Raw genomic sequence first — 19,324 nt, 5'->3', positions numbered from 1 at the left:
CAAAGGGGTTTTAACGTCGGGGGGCGCGTGCGGCTTGGGCGATTCGCATCAAGGCGCGTGAACAAACGGTTTCCGGTGGATTTCCGGTAATTTTACAATCACGTTCGGCCTCAGTCAGAATATCCAAGGCCAGAGCAATTCGATGTAAGTCCCAGCTTGCCAGTTGCTTTTTAAAGGCAGGAACTTGTTTGAATATAATTGGGGGGCGAAGTTTTTTTATGGCTTCTTCTCCATTATATCCTTTTTGCATGAAACCTTTGGCCAGATGCAGGCGATGAAAATGGCGTGCCAGCATACGCAGGATCATAATGGGTTGATTTCCCTCGTCAAAACAGCGCATCAAGGCCGTTTCAAGCTGTGCATGATCCCCATTGGCCGCAGCGATGGTGACATTATCTAAAGAAAAAGCACCGCTATCACCGATACAGGCCATTGCATCATTAAGTGTTACGGTTTTTTCCTCCCCCATATAGATGGCGAGCTTTTCCAGCTCCCCTCGGCTGACCTGGCGATCAGAACCCAGATGATTGAGTAAATATCCCATCGCATCGCGATCTGCATTTAAGCTATGTTTTTGAAGGGTTTCGCGCACGACATCGGACAAATTACGGCCTTCGTCCCCATAACAAGCAACGACCGCAGCGATGGATTTTTCGCTTTCAAAGAGTTTCCGCAAGGTGGATCTTGCGCTTAAATCCCCACCTTCCAAAACGATCAAAGCATCACCGATAGGATCACTGAGGTAGGTCTTAAAAGCAGCTGTCAGGCTGTCGGCGGCATCTTGAATACGGATAAAGCGCCGCCCACCTGTCAGAGACATGGCAGCGGCTTCGTCCGCAATCAAGGCTGGATCGGATTTAATGTCACCGGCTTGTAAAACAACACTGTTAAACGGATCGTTCTCATCGCCGAGAATCGTTTTTCCTAATGTTTTTCCACGCTCAAACACCAATCCCTGATCCGGCCCATATAACAAAATACAGCGCACACCCGGCGGGGGTGATTTGATAAATCCGTCTGCTTTTCCTGCACTGATTTTCATATGACCGCCTAAAAACCCGTTATTTCATGATACGGATTGGTTTTTCCGTTTGGGATGCGGGCGATTTATTAAGTAAATGGACGGCGATTCTACGATGGATATCGCGGGCAACGGATTTAATAGCACGTGTACGGGCGTCGCGTTTGGCAAACTCCGTTCCGGTCGGGGAATTCAAGATATTAAAGGCAACGGTTGAACGGCTTAATCCATTTAAAGGTGCGTTTCCACTAAACTCAAAAAGGGCGGAAACAATCAGGTTTGCACGGGTGGCAAATTCATTTTTTCCGATGCCCGTATTGCTTTGTGTTTCGTTATAAATGATTTTCAGCTTGTACGCTGGGTGTGTCGGTCGTCCCTTTGGATTGAACAAATTCAACAATTCATTATGAAGCATTTGCCCTTCACGGTCTTCAATTTCATATATCCAGACTTTGGCCAGTTCATTTTTCATAATCTGGTTTTCAGCTGTTTTCCGTTTGCCATGAACGGGTTGGAAGCCGCAGGCCCCAAGACCTGCGACAATGAAAAGACAAACAAAAACTTTTAATATGAAAGTGTTACGCGACGACATTGATAATCCGCTTTGGTACAACGATGACTTTACGAGCTGGTTTTCCATCCAGAATAGCTTGCACTTTTTCAGAGGCCAAGGCCAGCTTTTCAATTTCTTTCACATCCATACCGACTGGAATTTCCAGTTGGTCGCGACGTTTGCCGTTGACCTGAATTGGCATAACGATGGTGTCTTCTTTGAGAAGGCTATCATCGGCAACCGGCCAGGAAACCTCGCATAAAATGCTGTCATGGCCCAGTTCGGCCCAAAGTTCAGCGGCGATATGCGGTGTCATTGGGGCAACCAAACGCACAAGATATTCATAGCCTTCGCGCAAGACCCAGGCATCATCACCTTCAACGCCATCCAGTGTGCCCAATGTATTGGTCAATTCGCGTAGACGGGCAACGGCCTTGTTGAAGTGGAATTTGCCTAAATCATCGGTGACGGCAGCGATTGTTTTATGAACTTGTGCGCGGACCTTTTGTGCCTCATCAGAAAGCGTTGCAGGTTGTGCCGTATCTTTGGCCGGATAAGCAGCCTTTGGTTCGGTGATTAAGCGCCAGAGACGGTTCAGGTAACGCCATGCACCATCTACCCCGGAATCTGTCCATTCCAGATCACGTTCCGGCGGGCTGTCAGACAGCATGAACAAACGGGCGGTATCTGCACCGTAAGAAGAGATAATCAGTTCAGGATCGACAACGTTTTTCTTGGATTTGGACATCTTGATGGATGGGCCGACGTTGACGGCACGACCATCGTTTTTGTGAGTGACTTGACCGTCTTCGTTTCGGACCGCATCACTGGGTAACATCCAGTTGCCATCGGCATCTTTATAGGTTTCGTGACAGATCATGCCTTGTGTTAAAAGACCGGCAAAAGGTTCTTCTGCAGATAGATAGCCGCATTTCTTCAAGGCGCGTGTGAAGAAACGTGAATAAAGCAGGTGAAGAACCGCATGTTCAACACCACCAATATATTGGTCAACCGACATCCAGTAATCAGCTGCCGCTTTATCGATACCGTTTTCCGATTTTGGGGAACAATAACGTGCAAAATACCAGCTTGATTCGAAGAAGGTATCAAATGTGTCTGTTTCACGGCGTGCCGGTTTGCCGCAGCATGGGCAATCGACATGCTTCCAAGTGGGGTGACGGTCCAACGGGTTACCGGGTTCGTCGAAATCAACATCTTCGGGCAACTCAACCGGAAGCTGGTCAGCAGGAACCGGAACAATGCCGCAGCTATCACAATGAATAACCGGAATGGGGCATCCCCAATAACGTTGACGTGAGACCCCCCAATCGCGCAGACGGTAATTGACTTCTTTTTCACCGATGTTCAGCTCAGCACATTTGGCAAAAATAGCTTTTTTGGCTTCGGCAACGCTCATACCCGTCATAAAATCGGAATTGATCATCACACCGTCATCGGTGAAAGCATCATTTTCGATGGTAAAGCTTTCGGGGTTTTCCATATCGGCCGGGGCGACGACGGGCACGACGGGCAGGTCGTATTTGCGGGCGAAATCAAGATCGCGTTGATCCCCGCTCGGGCAGCCGAAAATGGCGCCTGTGCCGTATTCCATCAAAACAAAGTTGGCGACATAAACCGGCAGTTCCCAGCTTTCATCCAGCGGATGTTTGACTTTCAGCCCGGTATCGAATCCTTTTTTATCCGCCTTTTCAATGGCTTCTTCGGATGTGCCGGTCTTATTACATTCCTCAATAAAGGCCTGTAAGTCCGGATTCGCTTCCGCCAATTCAACAGCAATCGGATGGTTGGCGGAAATAGCGCAGAAAGACGCGCCATATAAGGTATCGGGGCGGGTGGTATAAACCTCCAGCGAATCGTCGCGATCCACCAATTGCCATTTCAGGCGCATGCCCTCAGATCGACCAATCCAGTTTTCCTGCATGATGCGGACTTTTTCCGGCCAGCGATCCAGATCTTTAAGGGCTGTGCGCAAATCTTCGGCGTAATCAGTGATTTTCAGGAACCATTGGTTCAGTTTACGGCGTTCCACCGGGGCACCGGAGCGCCAGCCACATCCGTCAACAACCTGTTCGTTGGCGAGAACAGTATTTTCGACCGGATCCCAGTTGACCCAGCTTTCTTTGCGATAAACCAGATCATTTTCCAAGAAATCGAGGAACATTTTCTGTTCGTGGCGATAGTACTGCGGATCACATGTGGCAATTTCGCGGTCCCAATCATAAGACAAGCCCATTGTTTTAAGCTGGGCACGCATGTCTTCGATGTTTTTATAAGTCCACTTTCCGGGGTGAACACCGGCATCCATGGCGGCATTTTCCGCCGGCAGGCCAAAGGCATCCCATCCCATTGGATGCAGGACATTAAAACCTTGTGCCTTTTTATAACGGGCTACGACATCGCCAAGTGTATAGTTACGCACATGACCCATATGAATCCGGCCGCTGGGATAGGGAAACATTTCCAGCACATAATATTTTTCCTTATCCGGGTCTTCTGTGACCTTAAAGGTTTGATTCTGATCCCAGTAGGACTGCCATTTGGATTCGGTTTCTTTAAAATTATATCGGGCCATGATCGTTATGTCTTACTTGTTCTAAAAGAAGTCATCCCGGACGGCTTGTCCGGGATGTATGATTTTAACGGGTTTTATATCGTGCGCTCTATTGCGTTAAACTTTCCGAGCGCAGCTGACGTGCCTTGGTTAAAATGGCGTTTTCAATGTCGGTGACCGCTTTGGGGTCAATTTCAACAGCTTGCCATTCGTTATTGGCATTTTTTAACTGGCGAAAGGCCGCAACACGAATCGCATCGGCGCGCAAAGCCTGATCCAGAATATAGATGTTTAATTTAAAACGCTCGTTCGGTGTGTTGCTGGCGCTGTGCCAGTCGGTCAGCACAACACCACCAAATGGGTCGGCAGAAGCCAAGGGCATAAAGGAAACCGTATCCAGTGTCGCGCGCCACAAATAAGCGTTTACCCCAATACCGCTGCCACCTTGGCCTTGACGTTTCTGATCTCCGCCAAAGCTTAGGCCACCTTCGCCAAAAACGGTTTGCTGTTTATCAAGCTTATCCCAGCGGTCATTAGGTAATTCTGTCGGTCCTGGGTTAAGACTGTCACAAGCTATAAGCAATAAGGGCAAAGTGCCAATAAGGGCGAGGGTACGGATGGAAGATAGAAATCTTTTCATGAACGGATATTCCCGGCTCTGTGACAGTGTAGTAAAGCTTAGAAAGATATATGCCTTATAATGATAGGGGGAAGCAAGCATCTAAGCGAGGATTTATCGGTTTTTCCTTATCTGATTGTACCTATGGCAAAAATCAGCCTGTGTTTTTTTTGCAACAGTGGGGATAAAAGGTCACATAAATGCATTTCTTCTTGTTGACCTCTGAATTGGAAAGGCATTTAATACGTTCACGCAAAAGGCATGTGGGTATGTCGATTGCACATGTTGTACAAACAAAACCTTTCTAAGGGGATCTAATTAGATGAAAAAGCTTCTCGTAGCTTCTACTGCTCTCGTAGCTTTCGCTGCAGTTAATTCTGCACAAGCTGCTGACCCGATCAAAGTTTCTGTAGGTGGTTACCTGCACGAGTGGGTTGGTTATGTTGATCAAGACAAAGACGGTCAAGAAGATTGGGCAGAAGTTACTGTTCACTCTGAATCTGAACTGTACTTCCGTGGCAACACAACACTTGATAACGGCCTGACAATCGGTGTTAACATCGACTTGTACACAGCTCAAGATAACCAAGGCGTTGATGACGTATTCGTACAAATCTCTAGCGACTCCCTCGGTAAAATCCGTTTGGGCCAAACTAAAGGTGCTGCATACGCTTTGTCTCACACTTCACCGAACTTCGGTGCGCTGGGCCACAACGATGGCGACATTGTTGATTGGGCAAACGACACAGTTGTGACTTCTAACCAAACTCACACTGCTTCTGAATCCAACGACGGTCAAAAAATCGTTTACTGGACTCCGAACTTCGCCGGTTTCCAAGCTGGTTTCTCTTACGGTTTGAACGCAAACAACCTCGCTGATACAACAATCGACGTAGGTGGTACAAACACTGGTTCTGACACTGCATTTGATGCTGGTGTTGCTTACAACGGTGAATTCGGTGGCGTTTCTGTTGGTGCTGACGTAACTTACCAACGTGACTTCAATGGTGGTACAACTGGTACAGCTGTTGAAGATCGCGAAGCATGGCGCGGCGGTGTTTCCGTTGGTGTTGCTGGCTTCACAATCGGTGGTTCTTACCGTGACACAGACAACGAAGGTAACGTGAAAAACATCGACGCTTCCGGTTGGGATGTTGGTGTTGCTTACGCAACTGGCCCGTACGGCGTTTCCTTGTCTTACCTGTCTTTGGAACAAGACAATGCTGCTAACCCGGCTGTTGAAGACACAGACAAAAGCTGGGTTCTGGGCGGTTCCTATGACATGGGTGCTGGCGTGAAACTTGTTGGTTCTATCTTCTCTGCTGAATACGAAAACGGCAACGTGAACACAGTAAACAATACTAGCGACAACGAAGCATTCGGTGTTGTCACTGGTATCGAAGTGAACTTCTAATCTGATATCAGCTTAGATAAGATACTTCAAAAGTTAGGGCGTTCCTTTTGGAACGCCCTTTCTTTTTGCTTCATTAAGATTAGGATATTTTAGACAAAAAAAGCCCCTGACTGGTAGGGGTATAATTATTTTAAGATTTAAAATCTCAGCGTTTTACCGCAACAATACTACAGGCCATATACTGGCAAAATGGTTTGGAAATTTGTATTTTTTTATCTTCACGTTTTTTCAGAATTTTTTGTTCCGGCATATCACCCATCTCAAAACGTAATTGAAAGAGGCGTGCCTCGAGGTTACACATGCGGGGACTATGTTCCGGGATACCGTTACGGGTCAGTTGATAGGCATAACCTTCATGGCCATCGGCATAAAATTCAAATTCAAAATCAAGATTTTTAAAAAGCTGACGCAAGCCCGAAAATGAAATGCGCCAGAAATCGTCAGGATAAGCGTGAAAAGCCTGTACCCAAGGCACACTGAGAATCAATCGTCCGCCCGGCTTTAAAAGCTTTTCGATATTGGCGGCCACTTCAAACGGATTGGTGACATGTTCCAACAGATGATAGGCCACAATGGTGGAATATTGCTTGATTCCGGTCTTTTTACGCAAGCCGGAAATATTTTTTGTAATATCAAAGACGTAATCCACATTATCGCCGTCCTCAATATCGATCCCGATGACCTGCTTACCGGCAAAAACGCGGCGCCAGCGTGTTGTGGTATCTAAATCCGCAGCTTTACTGCCGATATGTAGGACCGGTCCGTCAAAGGTGGTGAAATGGCGCATGACCGATTCCATATCAATGCGGCGCAATCCGACTTTATTGCCTTCTGCGTCACTTTCCCATTCCCCGACGGTTTCAAAATTTTCTAACATAAATGCCCCAAAATATAAGTGTTCTGATTTGATTTGAATTTATACGATCTTGCCCGGATGAAAAAGGTCAAATCAACCCGCTTATCCCGGCAAATCCGATTGATTTGCTGGTGGACAGTCGAATGGCGGTTTTTTGATTGATCCCGCCCAGTCCATAGACGCTCCTATCGGTTTGTGAAGCCCACGCATTAAATCGGATGGTGCCAAGACAGGCTGCGTTGGGATGGCTTTGTGTGGTAAAGACGGGGGACAGAAGAATACCGTCCAGCTTGGCCTTTTCCGCCCGTTTTAATGCGGTTAGAGAATGACACGCCCCTGTTATAAGGAAGCTTGCCTTCGGTCGTATAAACCGTCCGCAAGCCGCAATTCTCTTTACAGATTTTTCTGGAAAATGAACCCCGTCCAAACGATGTTTCAGGGCAAGTTGAAGATCAGCAGAAACCAGAAGTTTTACTTTATGTTTGCTGCATAATCTTTTGATTTTAATTATAATTTGTTCTTTCTGATTTCTTGAAAAATGACGCACAACCAAGGCAGAATTTTTCGGCAGGTACGGGATCAGAGACGTGGGGTCAGAAAGTCGTTTTGCATCCGTCATAAAAATAAGGGCCGGTAAATTTTTCTTTTTTGCATTCCGGCGATTGAGCTGACGGGCTACCTCTGATACGGTCAGGGCCATTTCCACACCTTTGATGTAAACGGATTCTCCTATGGGTATTGCAGATAATCTTGATCAAGTGAAGCAATCAATTCAACAGGCCGCACAAGAGGCGGACCGTCCAGCAGATGAGATTGAACTGGTCGCGGTCAGTAAAGTGCATGTCGCAGAGACAATCCGTCCAGCACTTGAGGCCGGGCACCGCGTGTTTGGTGAAAACCGGGTGCAGGAAGCCCAAGGAAAATGGCCCGCGTTAAAAGACGAGTTTTCAGGGGTTTGTTTGCATTTAATTGGTGGATTGCAAACCAATAAGGTCAAGGAAGCCGTTGCCCTTTTTGACGTGATTGAAACGGTGGATCGTCCCAAGCTTGCACGTGCCTTGGCAAAGGAAATGGAAAAACAGGAGAAACAAGTGGGGGTTTACCTGCAAATCAACACCGGGGAAGAAGATCAAAAAGGCGGATGTTTACCCGGGGATGCGGATGAATTTATCAAATTGTGCTGCGATGAACTGAAATTGCCGGTTCTGGGCCTGATGTGTATTCCCCCTGCTGAGGAAGAACCGAGCGTACATTTTGCTTTCTTGCGTAAACTAGCACAACGTTACGGGCTTAAAAAACTCAGTATGGGTATGAGCGGGGATTATGAAACCGCTATTCGGTTTGGCGCAACTTCGGTGCGTGTGGGAACAGCCATCTTTGGCGAACGGGCCCCACATTAATTGAGGCTACAGGCAAATTTCCATAGTTTCACCCGGGGTGATTTTGGCTAAAACCTCAAGCATATCGGTGAAGTTTACGGCAACACAGCCTTCTGTTGGGGCATATTGATCACGTGCCAGATGAAAAAACACCGCACTGCCTTTACCGGGAACGGGCGGGCTGTCGTTATGTCCTAAAACAACAATAATGTCATAGATATGATCATCGCGATAAAGCTTTTCGTGTGACGCAGGAAAGGGCAGCGTAACAGGACAGTTATAATCCGCATGTTGCGGATCATCACACCAGCCGTCTGTTTTCTCAATAACACGAACGTTTAAGGCGCTATCGGGTTTTTTGATACGATCAGCACGATAAAGAATGTAACGCAACGCAAAAATTCCGGTCGGTGTGGCCCCATCGCCTTCGACTTTATCTGTTTTTACCCCACCTTTACCTAAGGCGCAGTGATAGGTTTTACCCCCATAAATCAGGGTGTTGTCGGCCCGAACCAAGATTGTCATGGTTTATCAACCCCCGGATTGTGCCGTGGTTTTGTAACGTTTCATATTTTGTGACATCATATTGGCGAACCAGGCATTATCGGATGTTTGGCTGAGTTGTGCCGTATTGGCAGGCACAGGTGTTGGTGGCGCAACAGGTGCTTTTCTTTCTGCTTTCAGGCGCTCTCCTTGATCCTGTTGGCGTTGTGCCTGCATATCACGGGCAAAGGCACGCAAGGCATCAAGGGATTCGTTATGTGATTGTTTTGCCTGAAAACCAACGGATTGTTGCGATTCACTAACGATTGTATTGGCGGGAACGGGGTTTGTTTTTGTTGATGTAGCAGGCGCAGGTGAAGATGTTTGTGCCTGTGGTCGTTCGGTTGGGAAGGGCAAAGGCGGCTGATTTGCCGGGGGGGCCCAGGTGCCAGCCGACCCGGCTCCAACCGGAGTGTTGATAGGCGTTGGGACTTCACGCGTGGTGGCGGGGTTCATAAATTCCTGTAACTGCGCCAGTCTTAAGGATTCTTCACCGGCTGCAAATGCATCAGCTTCGCTTTCTGGGATGGATTTGATCGGGGCGAACCCGTTTATATTGCGTGATAGGCCCTCGTTTTGTGCCATCATGGTTTTGTCTTGTTCCGGAACATCAACTTCATCGCCCTGGAACATGGCTAACACATGTTCCCCGGCATCTTTTCCGGTGTTGTTTTCTAAAATCACATTGAAGGCAGAGGCCGCCAGTCCAATAGGACCACCAAAAAGCGTTCCCCCTGCCAATCGTGCGCCGGGGTCCAGTTCGTCGCCGGTAATGGCGCGATAAGCGGTGGAGACAATGGGAATATGTTGCAAGGGATTGACGACATCCAACATATCCCAGAAAGTAACGCCATCATCGCCAAAGAAACTGAATTCTTTTTCTTTATCAGCTTGTTTGGCGGGCTCGTTGGATGGTTTTGTCGCCTCGTTGCCAGCGGGTGGTGGATTATATGCCACCTGCGTATTTACATGATCGACCATATCCGGCTCCGGTTGCTCAATTATCGCTCTTAGGTTTATTTCTTTTAAGCGATATGTCGCAAACTCTATGCCAGATTATAAGTATTTGAAAAATAAGTATTATATTTATATCATAGGGCAGGGGAGGGCAAAAAATTCCGACTCAGCGGTTTAAAGACCTAAAGATAATGCCCACCTTTGGTCGCCTTGGCAAAAAGGTAAGGTTCGTTGTGTTTGTTGGTTTCAAACGCATGTTCGACCCGTTCCACCACATCGACATGACAGGTGCCCAGAACTTTGACTTTTTCCGGGTTGTTGGTCATAAGACGAACTTGTTTAACACCCAGATGGTCAAGCATTTGTGCCGCCGGGATATAGACCCGTTCATCTGCATCAAAACCTAATTGTTCGTTGGCATCAAACGTATCCAGCCCGGTATCTTGTAATTTGTAGGCGCGCAATTTATTGATTAAACCGATCCCGCGCCCTTCTTGTGCGAGATAGAGCAAAATGCCACTGCCGTGATCGGCAATGGCCTTGATTGCACCGCGCAGTTGATCCCCGCAATCACAGCGCAAACTACCAACCAGATCGCCTGTGAAACATTCTGAATGAATACGGATCAGGACGGGTTCATTGGGGTTGGGTTCACCGATAATGATGGCGATGTGTTCAATGCCACCGTCTGCCGGGCGAAAAGCGACCATTTTGGTCTGTGGGGCATCGGCCAGCGGCACTTGTGCGTCGCTGACAGCGCGCAGGGAACGTGCAGCGGCCTCTTCATAACCAAAGATATCATGGTTGGTCACACCCATTAGGTTTTCTGCACTGATAAAGGATTTAAAATCGTCTACAGGCAGGTTTACCGTAATCGCTGCCGGTAACAGGCGGGAAAGCTTGGTTAGGCCGATTGCGGCACTTTCGCCGCTTTCAAGATCGATATCTTCAAATGGAATATCAAAAAAGTCGTTCTTTGAAAATTCAGCCAGTGGATTGACCAGACTTTCAATCAAATCGGGGCGCAGGGCTTTGCCCATCTTTGCGCGCACAGCTTTGTTTTTGAAACTGCCCAATCCCAATGTATGGGCGCGTGCGGCCGTGATGATTAAATCCGGTTGTCCCTTACTTAAATCTTTAAGGCGTTGGATCGTTGATTTTGTCGCGCCTTCTGCGGCTAAAACCAAGGTGACAAGCCCATTTGCGTTATCAATAGCAACGATTTGTGCGCGTCGCAGGTCAGACAGGGCGCGGTCAACCGCCAGCAAAGATGGGGCTGTGGTGGCGGATTTTGTTTCGCTTAAAGTAATGGACAGGCGATGCGGCATGGGAATAACGGACATTTTTTTAACAAAGGTCCCCATATGTAGGCCGAATAACGTGATTTCACAATAGCGTTATCGCCCTTAAAGTCTTCTATACGAGATATTCTTTAGTTGTTATGGTAACGGATGAGTAATATTCAGGTCCGTGTGAGGGAAGCTATGTCTAACGCCAAACGTGTTCTTCTTGTTGATGATGATGATTCGTTACGTCAAATGTTGACTGAACAATTGTCGCTACATGAGGATTTCGACGTGGTTGAAGCCGATGGAGCGGCCAGTGCCTTGGCTGTGACCAAGGATGATACTTTTGATGTGGTGATTCTGGATGTGGGCCTGCCCGATATGGATGGTCGTGATGTGTGTCGATTGATGCGCAAACAAGGGGTGAAATGCCCGATTATCATGTTGACCGGGGCTGATACCGATGCCGATACCATCCTTGGCTTGGATGCTGGGGCCAATGATTATATTACGAAGCCGTTTCGTTTGGGGATTTTGCTGGCTCGTCTGCGGGCCCATTTGCGCCAGCATGAACAAAGTGAAGATGCAACGTTTAAGGTAGGGCCTTATACTTTCCAACCGGCTTCCAAGCTGTTGATTGAAAATGAGACAGAGCAAAAAATCCGTCTGACAGATAAAGAAACCAATATTATCAAATTTTTATACCGTGCCGGGGGTAAAGTCGTCGGGCGCGATACGTTATTGGATGAAGTCTGGGGCTATAATGCGGGGGTGACGACCCATACATTGGAAACACATGTCTATCGTTTGCGCCAGAAGATCGAAAAAGACCCTTCCAACGCCCAGATCCTTGTGACGGAGCCGGGCGGCTATAAGTTGGTGCCCTAGTTATGTTGCGCGCGCTGCTGTGTCGCTTTGTCGGTGATGACGATGATCGCAAAATCCCCAAGCGGGTTCAGGATGCGATTATTGAACAGCAGAATGTCTCGGAACAACTGGTCGGCTGGATCCAGCTGGCGGTGGTGCTGACTTTCGGTACCCTTTATGCCGTTTCGCCCAAAACTTTTCGCATGGATGCACCGTTTGAACCGGTCCCCTATGTCTTAAGCCTGTATTTTGGCTTTACCCTTATCCGGCTTTATTTCAGTTATCGCATGCGTTTGCCCGGTTGGGTGATTTCCTTATCGATTGTGGCTGATATTTTATTGTTGTTTGGCACAATTTTCAGCTTTCATATCCAGTATATGCAACCGCCGAGTTTTTATTTAAAGGCTCCGACGGTTCTTTATATCTTTATTTTCATTGCGTTACGTGCCCTTCGTTTTGAAGCTCGTTATATTCTGCTGAGCGGACTGGCCGCCGTTTTAGGATGGGCTGTGATGGTGGGGTATGTGGTTGTCCATGATGATATGAACAACATGGTGACGCGCGATTATGTGCATTATCTGACCTCAAACAGTGTGTTGATCGGGGCGGAATTTGACAAAATCGTCTCGATGGTTTTGGTGGCTGTGATTTTGGCTTTGGCAACTTTGCGGGCGCGTGCTTTGCTGGTGCGTGCCGTAACCCAAGGTCAGGCCGCTCAATCGCTTTCACGTTTTTTCTCGGAAGATTTAGCCGATCATATCAAATCGGCTGAAAATGATGCCCATGTCGGGGATGTGGTGGCGCGTGAGGCATCAATCCTGAATGTGGATATTCGGGGCTTTACCCCATTGACCAAACGATTAAAGCCGTCTGAACAAATTGCACTGATTACCGAATATCATGCGCGGATCGTTCCGGTAATTTCCAAATTTGGCGGTCATGTGGATAAGTTTTTGGGCGATGGCATTATGGCCTATTTCGGGGTGTTGAAAGAATCTGCGCAGCATGGGGCACAAGCCTTACACGCGATGGAAGACATTATTAAAGCGTCTGATCAATGGAATGCGGACCGGCTGGCCTTGGGGCAAGACCCGGTTGTGATCCATGTCTCGTGCGCATCCGGTCCCATCGTGTTTGGTGTGATCGGTGAATCGCATCGGCTGGAATATACTGTGATTGGGGATGCGGCAAATGTGTCGGCCAAAATGGAAAAACAGACAAAGATTGAGGGCGTGCGCGCTATTGCGACGGCACAAACCTTGAAATGCGCAATGAATAATGGTTACGAGAACGCAGAAGAGCGTTGGGAGCTTCGACCCGACCGTCAAGTCGGTGGTGTTGAAAAACCGATGGATGTGATTGTTTTGAAGGAAAGTTAAGAGACGATTTCGTGAAACGCCTGATCGTAGAGTGTTTTACTTTCGATATCGAAACAACAAAAAATCACTTGTGACAATCCGGGGTGATTTTTACAAAATTCAGTAACATTTTTAACGACAAGTTGAGCTGCCCGTTTTGATGGAAAGCCATAAACCCCTGTAGAAATGCATGGAAAAGCAATAGATTGCAGGTCTTTCTTCAAGCAAATTCTCAGGGAGTTAAAGTAGCAGTTGAGAAGAAGTTGATCTGCCTCTTCCGGGGTATGGTGTTGCCAAATGGGGCCGACGGTATGAATGATATGATGGGCTGGTAGATTATATCCACCTGTTAATTTGGCTTCTCCGGTTTGACAACCGTTCAGGCGACGACATTCTTCCAGCAGACCTTTTCCTGCAGCCCGATGAATGGCACCATCTACACCACCTCCGCCCAGCAGGGTTTCGTTGGCAGCATTGACGATAACGTCGACATCGAACTTGGTAATATCGCCTTGTTGAATGGAAAAAACGGTCATGATTCTAAAATATGTTCTCTATCATCCGAAAGATTAAGAATCCTTTTTCATCTTTTTCACTGTATTCGTTGTTGAAAACCCGTCTTTCAATTGGGCGAGGAAGACACGACCACCATTTTGCTGGATCAATTGAGCACCAACAACTTGGTCAATCGTATAGTCAGCCCCTTTGACCAGCACATTGGGAAGTAGGGTTGACAAGAGCTCCATCGGGGTATCTTCATCAAAAATGACCACCATATCAACACAGGCGAGGGAGGAGAGAACGGTTGCCCGGGCCATTTCGTTTTGAACGGGACGTTCCGGTCCTTTTAAGCGCTGGACGGAGGCATCGCTGTTCAACCCGATCACAAGCTTGTCGCATTGTTCTGCGGCTTGTTTTAACAGGGAAATATGACCGGGGTGTAAAAGATCAAAACAGCCGTTTGTAAAACCAACGCTTTTGCCTTGTGCCTGCCAGCGAAGCACGCGGTCTTTGGCACTGTCACGCCCGACAACTTTGGCTTCGGCTTCGGATAGATCCTGATGATGGAGGGCTTCGATCAGTTCTTCGCCATAGACACTGGCGGTTCCGATCTTTGCGACAACGATCCCGGCGGCAATATTGGCAAGCTTGGCCGCATCGCTTAAGGAGGTGCCGAGGCCCAACATGACTGCCAAGGAGGCAACAACCGTATCGCCTGCCCCGGATACATCGAATACTTCGCGGGCTTCGGTTGGAAGGTGAATGACATCGCCTTCTTGGGTCACAAGTGTCATACCGTCTTGGGACCGGGTGGCCAAAACATTTTCAATTCCGCAGGTTTCAATAATATGACGGGCGGCGGCGACAATGGATTGATCGCTATCACAGGGCATACGGCTGGCTTCGCTGAGTTCCTTGCGGTTCGGGGTGACCAGTGTCGCCCCGCGGTATTTACTGTAATCATCGCCTTTGGGATCTACAATGATAGGGAGACGGGCTTTTTTAGCCAAAGCGATTAAATCAATTGCATTTTCCCCATGTAAAACCCCTTTGCCGTAATCTGACAAAACCATGACTTTCGCCTGTCCGAGGCTTTGGGCCACATCCATGATGAGATCACCATGTTGTTTTTCCGATAAGGGACCGAGGCTTTCATGATCCGTGCGCAACATTTGTTGGTTGGAGGCCATAAAACGTGTTTTTAACGAAGTCGGGCGCGTTTCATCCAGTAAAAGGGCCGCACAGCATTGATCATTTTCATTTAACAGGTTGGCAATTTGTCGCCCGGCATCATCTTCACCGACCAAACCGCAAAAACGGGCATTGGCCCCGAGGCTGAGAACATTGCGCACCACATTGCCCGCACCACCCAACATGGCGTCTTCACGTTCAATTCGCAAGACCGGGATCGGGGCTTCTGGGGAGATACGGTCTACGCTGCCGTAGACAAAACGGTCCAGCATGATATCGCCGACGCAAAGAATTTCGACTGTTTCGGCCCGATTGACCATATCGATGAGGTGGGCGTGCTGTGACATGTTTGGTTTACTCTTTAAATTTCAGGTGAGCGGTTACACTAAAAAAGTCTGTATGTGATAAATATTTCAGAAAAAAATAAGCTTCAAAAGAACAAATATTTCCGGTCTTACCTCTTGTATTTTAACGCTTCGGCGAAGGGTGAAAAAGCATATTCGCGCAGATGGCGAAACCGTTTTTTCAATCCTTTCTTCCTGCTGAGATAATTTATTTTATAAATCATGGATTTAAATTAATTCAGCACAGAAAAAGCAGGTTTCTTTATAGCCTGTCGAGCTTTCCTTTGAAAAGTCTACTCTATAGGCTTTTAGAGAATAATTTTGAAATATTCAGAAACAAAAAAAATTATTGCAGAAAAACGCTGGCAATATCTGTGTGTTTATATGGAATTGTGAAACGGACATACTTATCAGGGCGTTTCGACATCAGGATTAAATCCCCCAACTTTTTATTCCTGCTCCCTAACCCGAAACGCCCTGCTTTTTTTGACCGCTCCCACAATCTAAACGAACAAAGCCCTGAGTGAGGTCGCTATGATTACCGGACATATTGAAACTACGACACAAGAATATCAAAATGATACCCAAGTCCGCGCTTATGCCGAGCGTCTGGTACTTAGCCTAGGATATAACGATGCGATTTGCACGGCGATGGAATTCCAACTGTTTAATGTGGCAGAGGAACTCCGCTTTATGCAAGACGACTATCGCGGCGTTGCCTAAGACCGCTCAGGCGAAAATTAAAATGAAAAAGCTCCATTTACAAGATGGGGCTTTTTTTGCGACTCGTTATATTCGTGGGTATTGAAACAGAATCGAAACGTTCCTATATCAATAAAAAATAACAAGCAGGTTCCGTTTTCATTTTGCAGATGAGGGAATGATTATGAATAGAACACTCACAATCGCGCGCAAGAACCGCTATACCCACCCCGGCCATGAAACCCGTACCAACGAGTTGGCAAAACTGTTGGTCAATGCATTTGGCTTTGATCAGGCGATAGAAAAAGCCAAACAAAGCCATTGGGATAATGTGGCGCAGGCGATCCATTTTATGCTGAGTAAAGGGTATAACCGCTTTTAAAGGTTAATAAAACCTGAGTACTTGTGCGATTGGTCACATGTTATAGTGCTTTATTACGTTATAATATAAGCCTCTCGTCATACATTGTTTTTTGAGGTATAAGATGGTCCTTATGTTTGAGACCGTCCGGCATAATTTGCAGCATTACGTTTTAAATGCGCAGGAACATATGGATTCTGCGCAACGGTGTGGGCTTGCCAATGACATGGCGCATATCTTTGATCATAACGGTTTAAATGAACGCGAACGCTATCTGGCTGAGGAAATTATTGCCAACCTGATTGATGATGAAGTCGAATCCGTACGACTTTCCATTGCTGTGGCGGTTGGAACATCGCCGCATTTGCCGGTTGAACTGGCTCATAAGCTTGCACGCGATATTTCTGCGATCAGCTTACCGGTTTTAAAATTATCTCCGGTTCTGGAAGATCGTTTTCTGGAAGATGTTTTAAAAACCGGCGTTGTGGATAAAATGCTGGCAATTGCCGAGCGCCATAATGTCTCGGCCCAAGTCTGTCGCCGGATTGTCTCAATGGGTCGTAAGGAGCCTGTTTTGCGCCTTTTGGAAAATAAGGGAGCGAAGATCAACGACCATACCATGATTACGATTATTCGTGTTTATGGGGATGACGAAACAGTGGAGCAGGCGATTTTTGATCGGGGGGAACTGTCAGACGATGTTTTGGCAACCCTGCAAAACCTCAGTGAAGCCCATGTTTCTAATTTTATACAGAAATATTTTAAAATACCGGGTCATGTTATGAATGTTGAACGCGGGCGCGATTTATTAGAGGGCGTCAATCGCAAACCAACATGGTGGAACAGTAAACAAGGCCCGATTTAAAGGGACTTTTCCATTTTAAAATTGATGAAAGTTTCCCCGTTGCGTTCAACCGTTTGGCGGGTTTGAACGTGAAACCCTTGTTTTTCAAAAAAAGGACGGGCACTGAGACTGGCTTCGACAAAGATGGATTTGTTTTTATTGCACCGCGCCTGCTTTTCAACCTCGTGATACAAGGCTTTTGCAACGCCTTGTCCCTGATAATCCGGGGAAACATACAGAAGATCCAGATGCCCGTCTGCTTCCAAATCGATGAACCCGGCAAGTATGTCACCGTCCCATGCCAACCAGGTCGGGCGCGATAAACAGCGTTTTAACCAGCTTTCCCGGTCAATTTCTTTAGGTGCCCAGGCGGCAAGTTGGTCCGGGTTATAATGTTGGCAGGCGACTTCATGGACACTGCGTTGGAACAGGGTGATCATGGCATCGCAATCCTCTGTTTCAAACAAGCGGATATGGATCATGTTTTTTGGGCCAATGCCAGCAATCCGTCCAGATCGCAGTAGGTTTCCAAATGGGCAGCCAATTCATCGAGAATATCATCAATCTGTTGATCATAGCGCAAACCGGCCTGTCGTCCCTTGCGAATGTCCCCCAGAAAAGCATGGCGGAATTCGTCTGCATTGAACAGGCCATGCAGATAACTGCCCATGATCAATGCGTTATCGCTAATGGCGCCTTCGTCTTGTCCGTTTAAGTCCAGCCATGAGTTTTGCCGGGCCGGGCCGTTTGAAACTCCCATATGCATTTCATAACCGTGAACAGCAAGACCGTTGGTTTTGCAATGACCTGTGACTTCACGCAAAGTCTTGGGACCGCACAAGGTCGTTTCCATATCCAGCAGGCCAAGACCGGGTAATTCCTTGATATGGCCTTCGATACCGTCAGGGTCACGCACTGTGTTCCCCAACATTTGATAGCCTCCGCATAAGCCGACCACCCGCCCGCCCCGACGCACATGAGCTTTGATATCAATATCCCAGCCTTGTTCGCGCACAAAAGCAAGATCGGCCAAGGTGGCCTTGGATCCGGGTAGTAAGATAATGTCACTATCACCGGGCAGGGCATTTCCGGCTTCAACAATTTCAACCTGAACATCGGCTTCGGCCCGCAAGGGGTCGAGATCATCAAAATTAGCAATGCGGGCAAAGCGTGGTACAGAAATTTTAATCGATTTTTGGTCTGTTTCTTTTTTGCGGTTATCAAGGCTCATGGCGTCTTCATCGGGGAGAAGGCGGGCCTTGCCAAAGAAAGGAACGATACCGAAACTATCAAGATCAGCCTTGTCTTTAATGATATTAAGGGCAGAGGTAAACAGGCTGACATCCCCGCGAAACTTGTTGATCAAATAGCCTTTGATGCGGGCGCGTTCGCTGCCTTGCAACAGGGTTTGTGTTCCAACGATGGAGGCAATGACACCGCCGCGATCAATATCCCCGATGAGAATGACCGGGATGTCGGCGGCTTCGGCAAATCCCATATTGGCAATATCGCTTTTGCGCAAATTGACTTCGGCGGCACTGCCGGCGCCTTCGACCAAAATAAGATCACAATCTTCTGCCAGTTTGTGAAAACTTTCCAAGACTTTTGGCATCAAGCTTGGTTTCAAGGCAGTATAGTCACGCGCTGTTGCATTGCCGATAACGTTGCCCTGTACAACGACCTGAGACCCGACGTCGCTTTGTGGTTTTAATAAAACCGGGTTCATATGGACGCTGAGGTTCAGCCCACAGGCACGCGCTTGCAAGGCTTGGGCGCGACCAATTTCACCGCCATCAGGGGTGACGGCGGCGTTGTTGGACATATTTTGAGGTTTAAACGGGGCGACTTTCATACCCCGTTTGACAAAAGCCCGACACAGTCCGGCAACCAATAGGGATTTTCCCACATCTGATCCGGTCCCTTGAAACATAAGGGCTTTGACAGGCTTCTGCATGA

20 protein-coding genes are annotated in these 19,324 nt (G+C 47.6%); 7 read left to right on the top strand and 13 right to left on the bottom strand.

The genetic code is table 11. The features are described 5' to 3' along the window. Window positions 1-10 precede the first annotated feature (10 nt). From holA to ACN0VA_RS01905, 4 genes are all read right to left on the bottom strand, one after another. Window positions 11-1,042 (bottom strand): DNA polymerase III subunit delta, encoded by a 1,032-nt coding sequence (gene holA / locus ACN0VA_RS01920; protein ID WP_417819505.1) that lies wholly within the window; start codon window positions 1,040-1,042, stop codon window positions 11-13. 19 nt (window positions 1,043-1,061) lie between these two features. Beyond that, window positions 1,062-1,613, bottom strand: coding sequence for a hypothetical protein (locus ACN0VA_RS01915; protein ID WP_417819504.1), 552 nt, complete (start codon window positions 1,611-1,613; stop codon window positions 1,062-1,064). Beyond that, entirely contained in the window at window positions 1,600-4,167 is a 2,568-nt protein-coding gene (gene leuS / locus ACN0VA_RS01910) for a leucine--tRNA ligase (protein ID WP_417819503.1), read from the bottom strand. The genes ACN0VA_RS01915 and leuS overlap by 14 nt, the downstream gene beginning before the upstream one ends. 88 nt (window positions 4,168-4,255) lie before the next feature. Next, window positions 4,256-4,786 carry a DUF3576 domain-containing protein gene (locus ACN0VA_RS01905; protein ID WP_417819502.1) on the bottom strand — a complete coding sequence of 177 codons (531 nt, stop codon included), beginning with the start codon at window positions 4,784-4,786 and terminating at the stop codon, window positions 4,256-4,258. A 301-nt stretch (window positions 4,787-5,087) separates the two neighbouring features. Between ACN0VA_RS01905 and ACN0VA_RS01900 the strand changes: the two genes are divergently transcribed. Beyond that, the gene (locus tag ACN0VA_RS01900; protein ID WP_417819501.1) at window positions 5,088-6,179 is read left to right on the top strand and encodes a porin; all 1,092 of its coding nucleotides are present in this window, start codon (window positions 5,088-5,090) and stop codon (window positions 6,177-6,179) included. 145 nt (window positions 6,180-6,324) lie between these two features. Here the strand turns inward: ACN0VA_RS01900 and ACN0VA_RS01895 are convergent, their stop codons facing one another. Then, window positions 6,325-7,056 carry a class I SAM-dependent methyltransferase gene (locus tag ACN0VA_RS01895; RefSeq protein ID WP_417819500.1) on the bottom strand — a complete coding sequence of 244 codons (732 nt, stop codon included), beginning with the start codon at window positions 7,054-7,056 and terminating at the stop codon, window positions 6,325-6,327. Between the two features lie 67 nt (window positions 7,057-7,123). Further along, window positions 7,124-7,735 (bottom strand): thiamine phosphate synthase, encoded by a 612-nt coding sequence (locus ACN0VA_RS01890; RefSeq protein WP_417819499.1) that lies wholly within the window; start codon window positions 7,733-7,735, stop codon window positions 7,124-7,126. 31 nt (window positions 7,736-7,766) lie between these two features. Here ACN0VA_RS01890 and ACN0VA_RS01885 point away from each other — a divergent pair, with 31 nt between their 5' ends. Beyond that, window positions 7,767-8,435: a YggS family pyridoxal phosphate-dependent enzyme gene (locus ACN0VA_RS01885; protein WP_417819498.1), complete on the top strand. Its 669-nt coding sequence runs from the start codon at window positions 7,767-7,769 to the stop codon at window positions 8,433-8,435. Between the two features lie 6 nt (window positions 8,436-8,441). Here the strand turns inward: ACN0VA_RS01885 and ACN0VA_RS01880 are convergent, their stop codons facing one another. The 3 genes from ACN0VA_RS01880 to ribA all read right to left on the bottom strand — a co-directional run bounded on the left by ACN0VA_RS01880 (window position 8,442) and on the right by ribA (window position 11,257). Beyond that, window positions 8,442-8,939 (bottom strand): L,D-transpeptidase family protein, encoded by a 498-nt coding sequence (locus ACN0VA_RS01880; protein WP_417819497.1) that lies wholly within the window; start codon window positions 8,937-8,939, stop codon window positions 8,442-8,444. Between the two features lie 6 nt (window positions 8,940-8,945). Further along, window positions 8,946-9,938 (bottom strand): hypothetical protein, encoded by a 993-nt coding sequence (locus tag ACN0VA_RS01875; RefSeq protein ID WP_417819496.1) that lies wholly within the window; start codon window positions 9,936-9,938, stop codon window positions 8,946-8,948. A gap of 158 nt (window positions 9,939-10,096) precedes the next feature. Further along, window positions 10,097-11,257: a GTP cyclohydrolase II gene (gene ribA / locus ACN0VA_RS01870; RefSeq protein ID WP_417819495.1), complete on the bottom strand. Its 1,161-nt coding sequence runs from the start codon at window positions 11,255-11,257 to the stop codon at window positions 10,097-10,099. 141 nt (window positions 11,258-11,398) lie between these two features. Between ribA and ACN0VA_RS01865 the strand changes: the two genes are divergently transcribed. Then, complete coding sequence (locus ACN0VA_RS01865) at window positions 11,399-12,088, top strand: response regulator transcription factor (RefSeq protein WP_417819494.1); 690 nt, start codon at window positions 11,399-11,401, stop codon at window positions 12,086-12,088. 2 nt (window positions 12,089-12,090) lie between these two features. After that, window positions 12,091-13,446 carry an adenylate/guanylate cyclase domain-containing protein gene (locus tag ACN0VA_RS01860; RefSeq protein WP_417819493.1) on the top strand — a complete coding sequence of 452 codons (1,356 nt, stop codon included), beginning with the start codon at window positions 12,091-12,093 and terminating at the stop codon, window positions 13,444-13,446. On the opposite strand, the gene ACN0VA_RS01855 is transcribed toward ACN0VA_RS01860, so the two are convergent. Both ACN0VA_RS01855 and hldE read right to left on the bottom strand, forming a co-directional pair. Next, window positions 13,443-13,961 carry an O-acetyl-ADP-ribose deacetylase gene (locus ACN0VA_RS01855; protein WP_417819492.1) on the bottom strand — a complete coding sequence of 173 codons (519 nt, stop codon included), beginning with the start codon at window positions 13,959-13,961 and terminating at the stop codon, window positions 13,443-13,445. The two genes, ACN0VA_RS01860 and ACN0VA_RS01855, sit on opposite strands and share 4 nt — an antisense overlap. Window positions 13,962-13,994: 33 nt before the next feature. Further along, a complete protein-coding gene (hldE, locus tag ACN0VA_RS01850; RefSeq protein WP_417819491.1) occupies window positions 13,995-15,464 on the bottom strand; it encodes a bifunctional D-glycero-beta-D-manno-heptose-7-phosphate kinase/D-glycero-beta-D-manno-heptose 1-phosphate adenylyltransferase HldE in 1,470 nt (489 codons plus the stop codon). A gap of 531 nt (window positions 15,465-15,995) precedes the next feature. Here hldE and ACN0VA_RS01845 point away from each other — a divergent pair. The 3 genes from ACN0VA_RS01845 (at window position 15,996) to ACN0VA_RS01835 (ending at window position 17,389) form a co-directional block, all read left to right on the top strand. Continuing rightward, complete coding sequence (locus ACN0VA_RS01845; RefSeq protein WP_188662492.1) at window positions 15,996-16,184, top strand: hypothetical protein; 189 nt, start codon at window positions 15,996-15,998, stop codon at window positions 16,182-16,184. 163 nt (window positions 16,185-16,347) lie between these two features. Continuing rightward, the gene (locus ACN0VA_RS01840; protein ID WP_417819490.1) at window positions 16,348-16,545 is read left to right on the top strand and encodes a hypothetical protein; all 198 of its coding nucleotides are present in this window, start codon (window positions 16,348-16,350) and stop codon (window positions 16,543-16,545) included. 112 nt (window positions 16,546-16,657) lie between these two features. After that, window positions 16,658-17,389 (top strand): DUF2336 domain-containing protein, encoded by a 732-nt coding sequence (locus ACN0VA_RS01835; RefSeq protein WP_417819489.1) that lies wholly within the window; start codon window positions 16,658-16,660, stop codon window positions 17,387-17,389. Here the strand turns inward: ACN0VA_RS01835 and ACN0VA_RS01830 are convergent. Further along, window positions 17,386-17,850 carry a GNAT family N-acetyltransferase gene (locus ACN0VA_RS01830; RefSeq protein ID WP_417819488.1) on the bottom strand — a complete coding sequence of 155 codons (465 nt, stop codon included), beginning with the start codon at window positions 17,848-17,850 and terminating at the stop codon, window positions 17,386-17,388. The two genes, ACN0VA_RS01835 and ACN0VA_RS01830, sit on opposite strands and share 4 nt — an antisense overlap. Then, the gene (locus ACN0VA_RS01825) at window positions 17,847-19,322 is read right to left on the bottom strand and encodes a cobyric acid synthase (protein ID WP_417819487.1); all 1,476 of its coding nucleotides are present in this window, start codon (window positions 19,320-19,322) and stop codon (window positions 17,847-17,849) included. The genes ACN0VA_RS01830 and ACN0VA_RS01825 overlap by 4 nt, the downstream gene beginning before the upstream one ends. Between the last annotated feature and the right edge of the window lie 2 nt (window positions 19,323-19,324).

Source organism: Terasakiella sp. (genome assembly GCF_048267425.1).
Taxonomy (GTDB): Bacteria; Pseudomonadota; Alphaproteobacteria; order Rhodospirillales; family Terasakiellaceae; genus Terasakiella.
This window is presented reverse-complemented; position numbering and strand designations above follow the sequence as displayed.

Bases quoted from the DNA above. Each gene is read 5' to 3' on its own strand.
- leuS (WP_417819503.1), bottom strand. From the start codon at position 4,167: ATGGCCCGATATAATTTTAAAGAAACCGAATCCAAATGGCAGTCCTAC.
- ACN0VA_RS01835 (WP_417819489.1), top strand. From the start codon at position 16,658: ATGTTTGAGACCGTCCGGCATAATTTGCAGCATTACGTTTTAAATGCG.
- ACN0VA_RS01900 (WP_417819501.1), top strand. From the start codon at position 5,088: ATGAAAAAGCTTCTCGTAGCTTCTACTGCTCTCGTAGCTTTCGCTGCA.
- ACN0VA_RS01855 (WP_417819492.1), bottom strand. From the start codon at position 13,961: ATGACCGTTTTTTCCATTCAACAAGGCGATATTACCAAGTTCGATGTC.
- ACN0VA_RS01905 (WP_417819502.1), bottom strand. From the start codon at position 4,786: ATGAAAAGATTTCTATCTTCCATCCGTACCCTCGCCCTTATTGGCACT.
- ACN0VA_RS01875 (WP_417819496.1), bottom strand. From the start codon at position 9,938: ATGGTCGATCATGTAAATACGCAGGTGGCATATAATCCACCACCCGCT.
- ACN0VA_RS01885 (WP_417819498.1), top strand. From the start codon at position 7,767: ATGGGTATTGCAGATAATCTTGATCAAGTGAAGCAATCAATTCAACAG.
- ACN0VA_RS01830 (WP_417819488.1), bottom strand. From the start codon at position 17,850: ATGATCCATATCCGCTTGTTTGAAACAGAGGATTGCGATGCCATGATC.
- ACN0VA_RS01865 (WP_417819494.1), top strand. From the start codon at position 11,399: ATGTCTAACGCCAAACGTGTTCTTCTTGTTGATGATGATGATTCGTTA.
- ACN0VA_RS01890 (WP_417819499.1), bottom strand. From the start codon at position 7,735: ATGGCCCTGACCGTATCAGAGGTAGCCCGTCAGCTCAATCGCCGGAAT.
- ACN0VA_RS01895 (WP_417819500.1), bottom strand. From the start codon at position 7,056: ATGTTAGAAAATTTTGAAACCGTCGGGGAATGGGAAAGTGACGCAGAA.
- hldE (WP_417819491.1), bottom strand. From the start codon at position 15,464: ATGTCACAGCACGCCCACCTCATCGATATGGTCAATCGGGCCGAAACA.
- ACN0VA_RS01880 (WP_417819497.1), bottom strand. From the start codon at position 8,939: ATGACAATCTTGGTTCGGGCCGACAACACCCTGATTTATGGGGGTAAA.
- ACN0VA_RS01825 (WP_417819487.1), bottom strand. From the start codon at position 19,322: ATGCAGAAGCCTGTCAAAGCCCTTATGTTTCAAGGGACCGGATCAGAT.
- ribA (WP_417819495.1), bottom strand. From the start codon at position 11,257: ATGTCCGTTATTCCCATGCCGCATCGCCTGTCCATTACTTTAAGCGAA.
- ACN0VA_RS01860 (WP_417819493.1), top strand. From the start codon at position 12,091: ATGTTGCGCGCGCTGCTGTGTCGCTTTGTCGGTGATGACGATGATCGC.
- ACN0VA_RS01840 (WP_417819490.1), top strand. From the start codon at position 16,348: ATGAATAGAACACTCACAATCGCGCGCAAGAACCGCTATACCCACCCC.
- holA (WP_417819505.1), bottom strand. From the start codon at position 1,042: ATGAAAATCAGTGCAGGAAAAGCAGACGGATTTATCAAATCACCCCCG.
- ACN0VA_RS01845 (WP_188662492.1), top strand. From the start codon at position 15,996: ATGATTACCGGACATATTGAAACTACGACACAAGAATATCAAAATGAT.
- ACN0VA_RS01915 (WP_417819504.1), bottom strand. From the start codon at position 1,613: ATGTCGTCGCGTAACACTTTCATATTAAAAGTTTTTGTTTGTCTTTTC.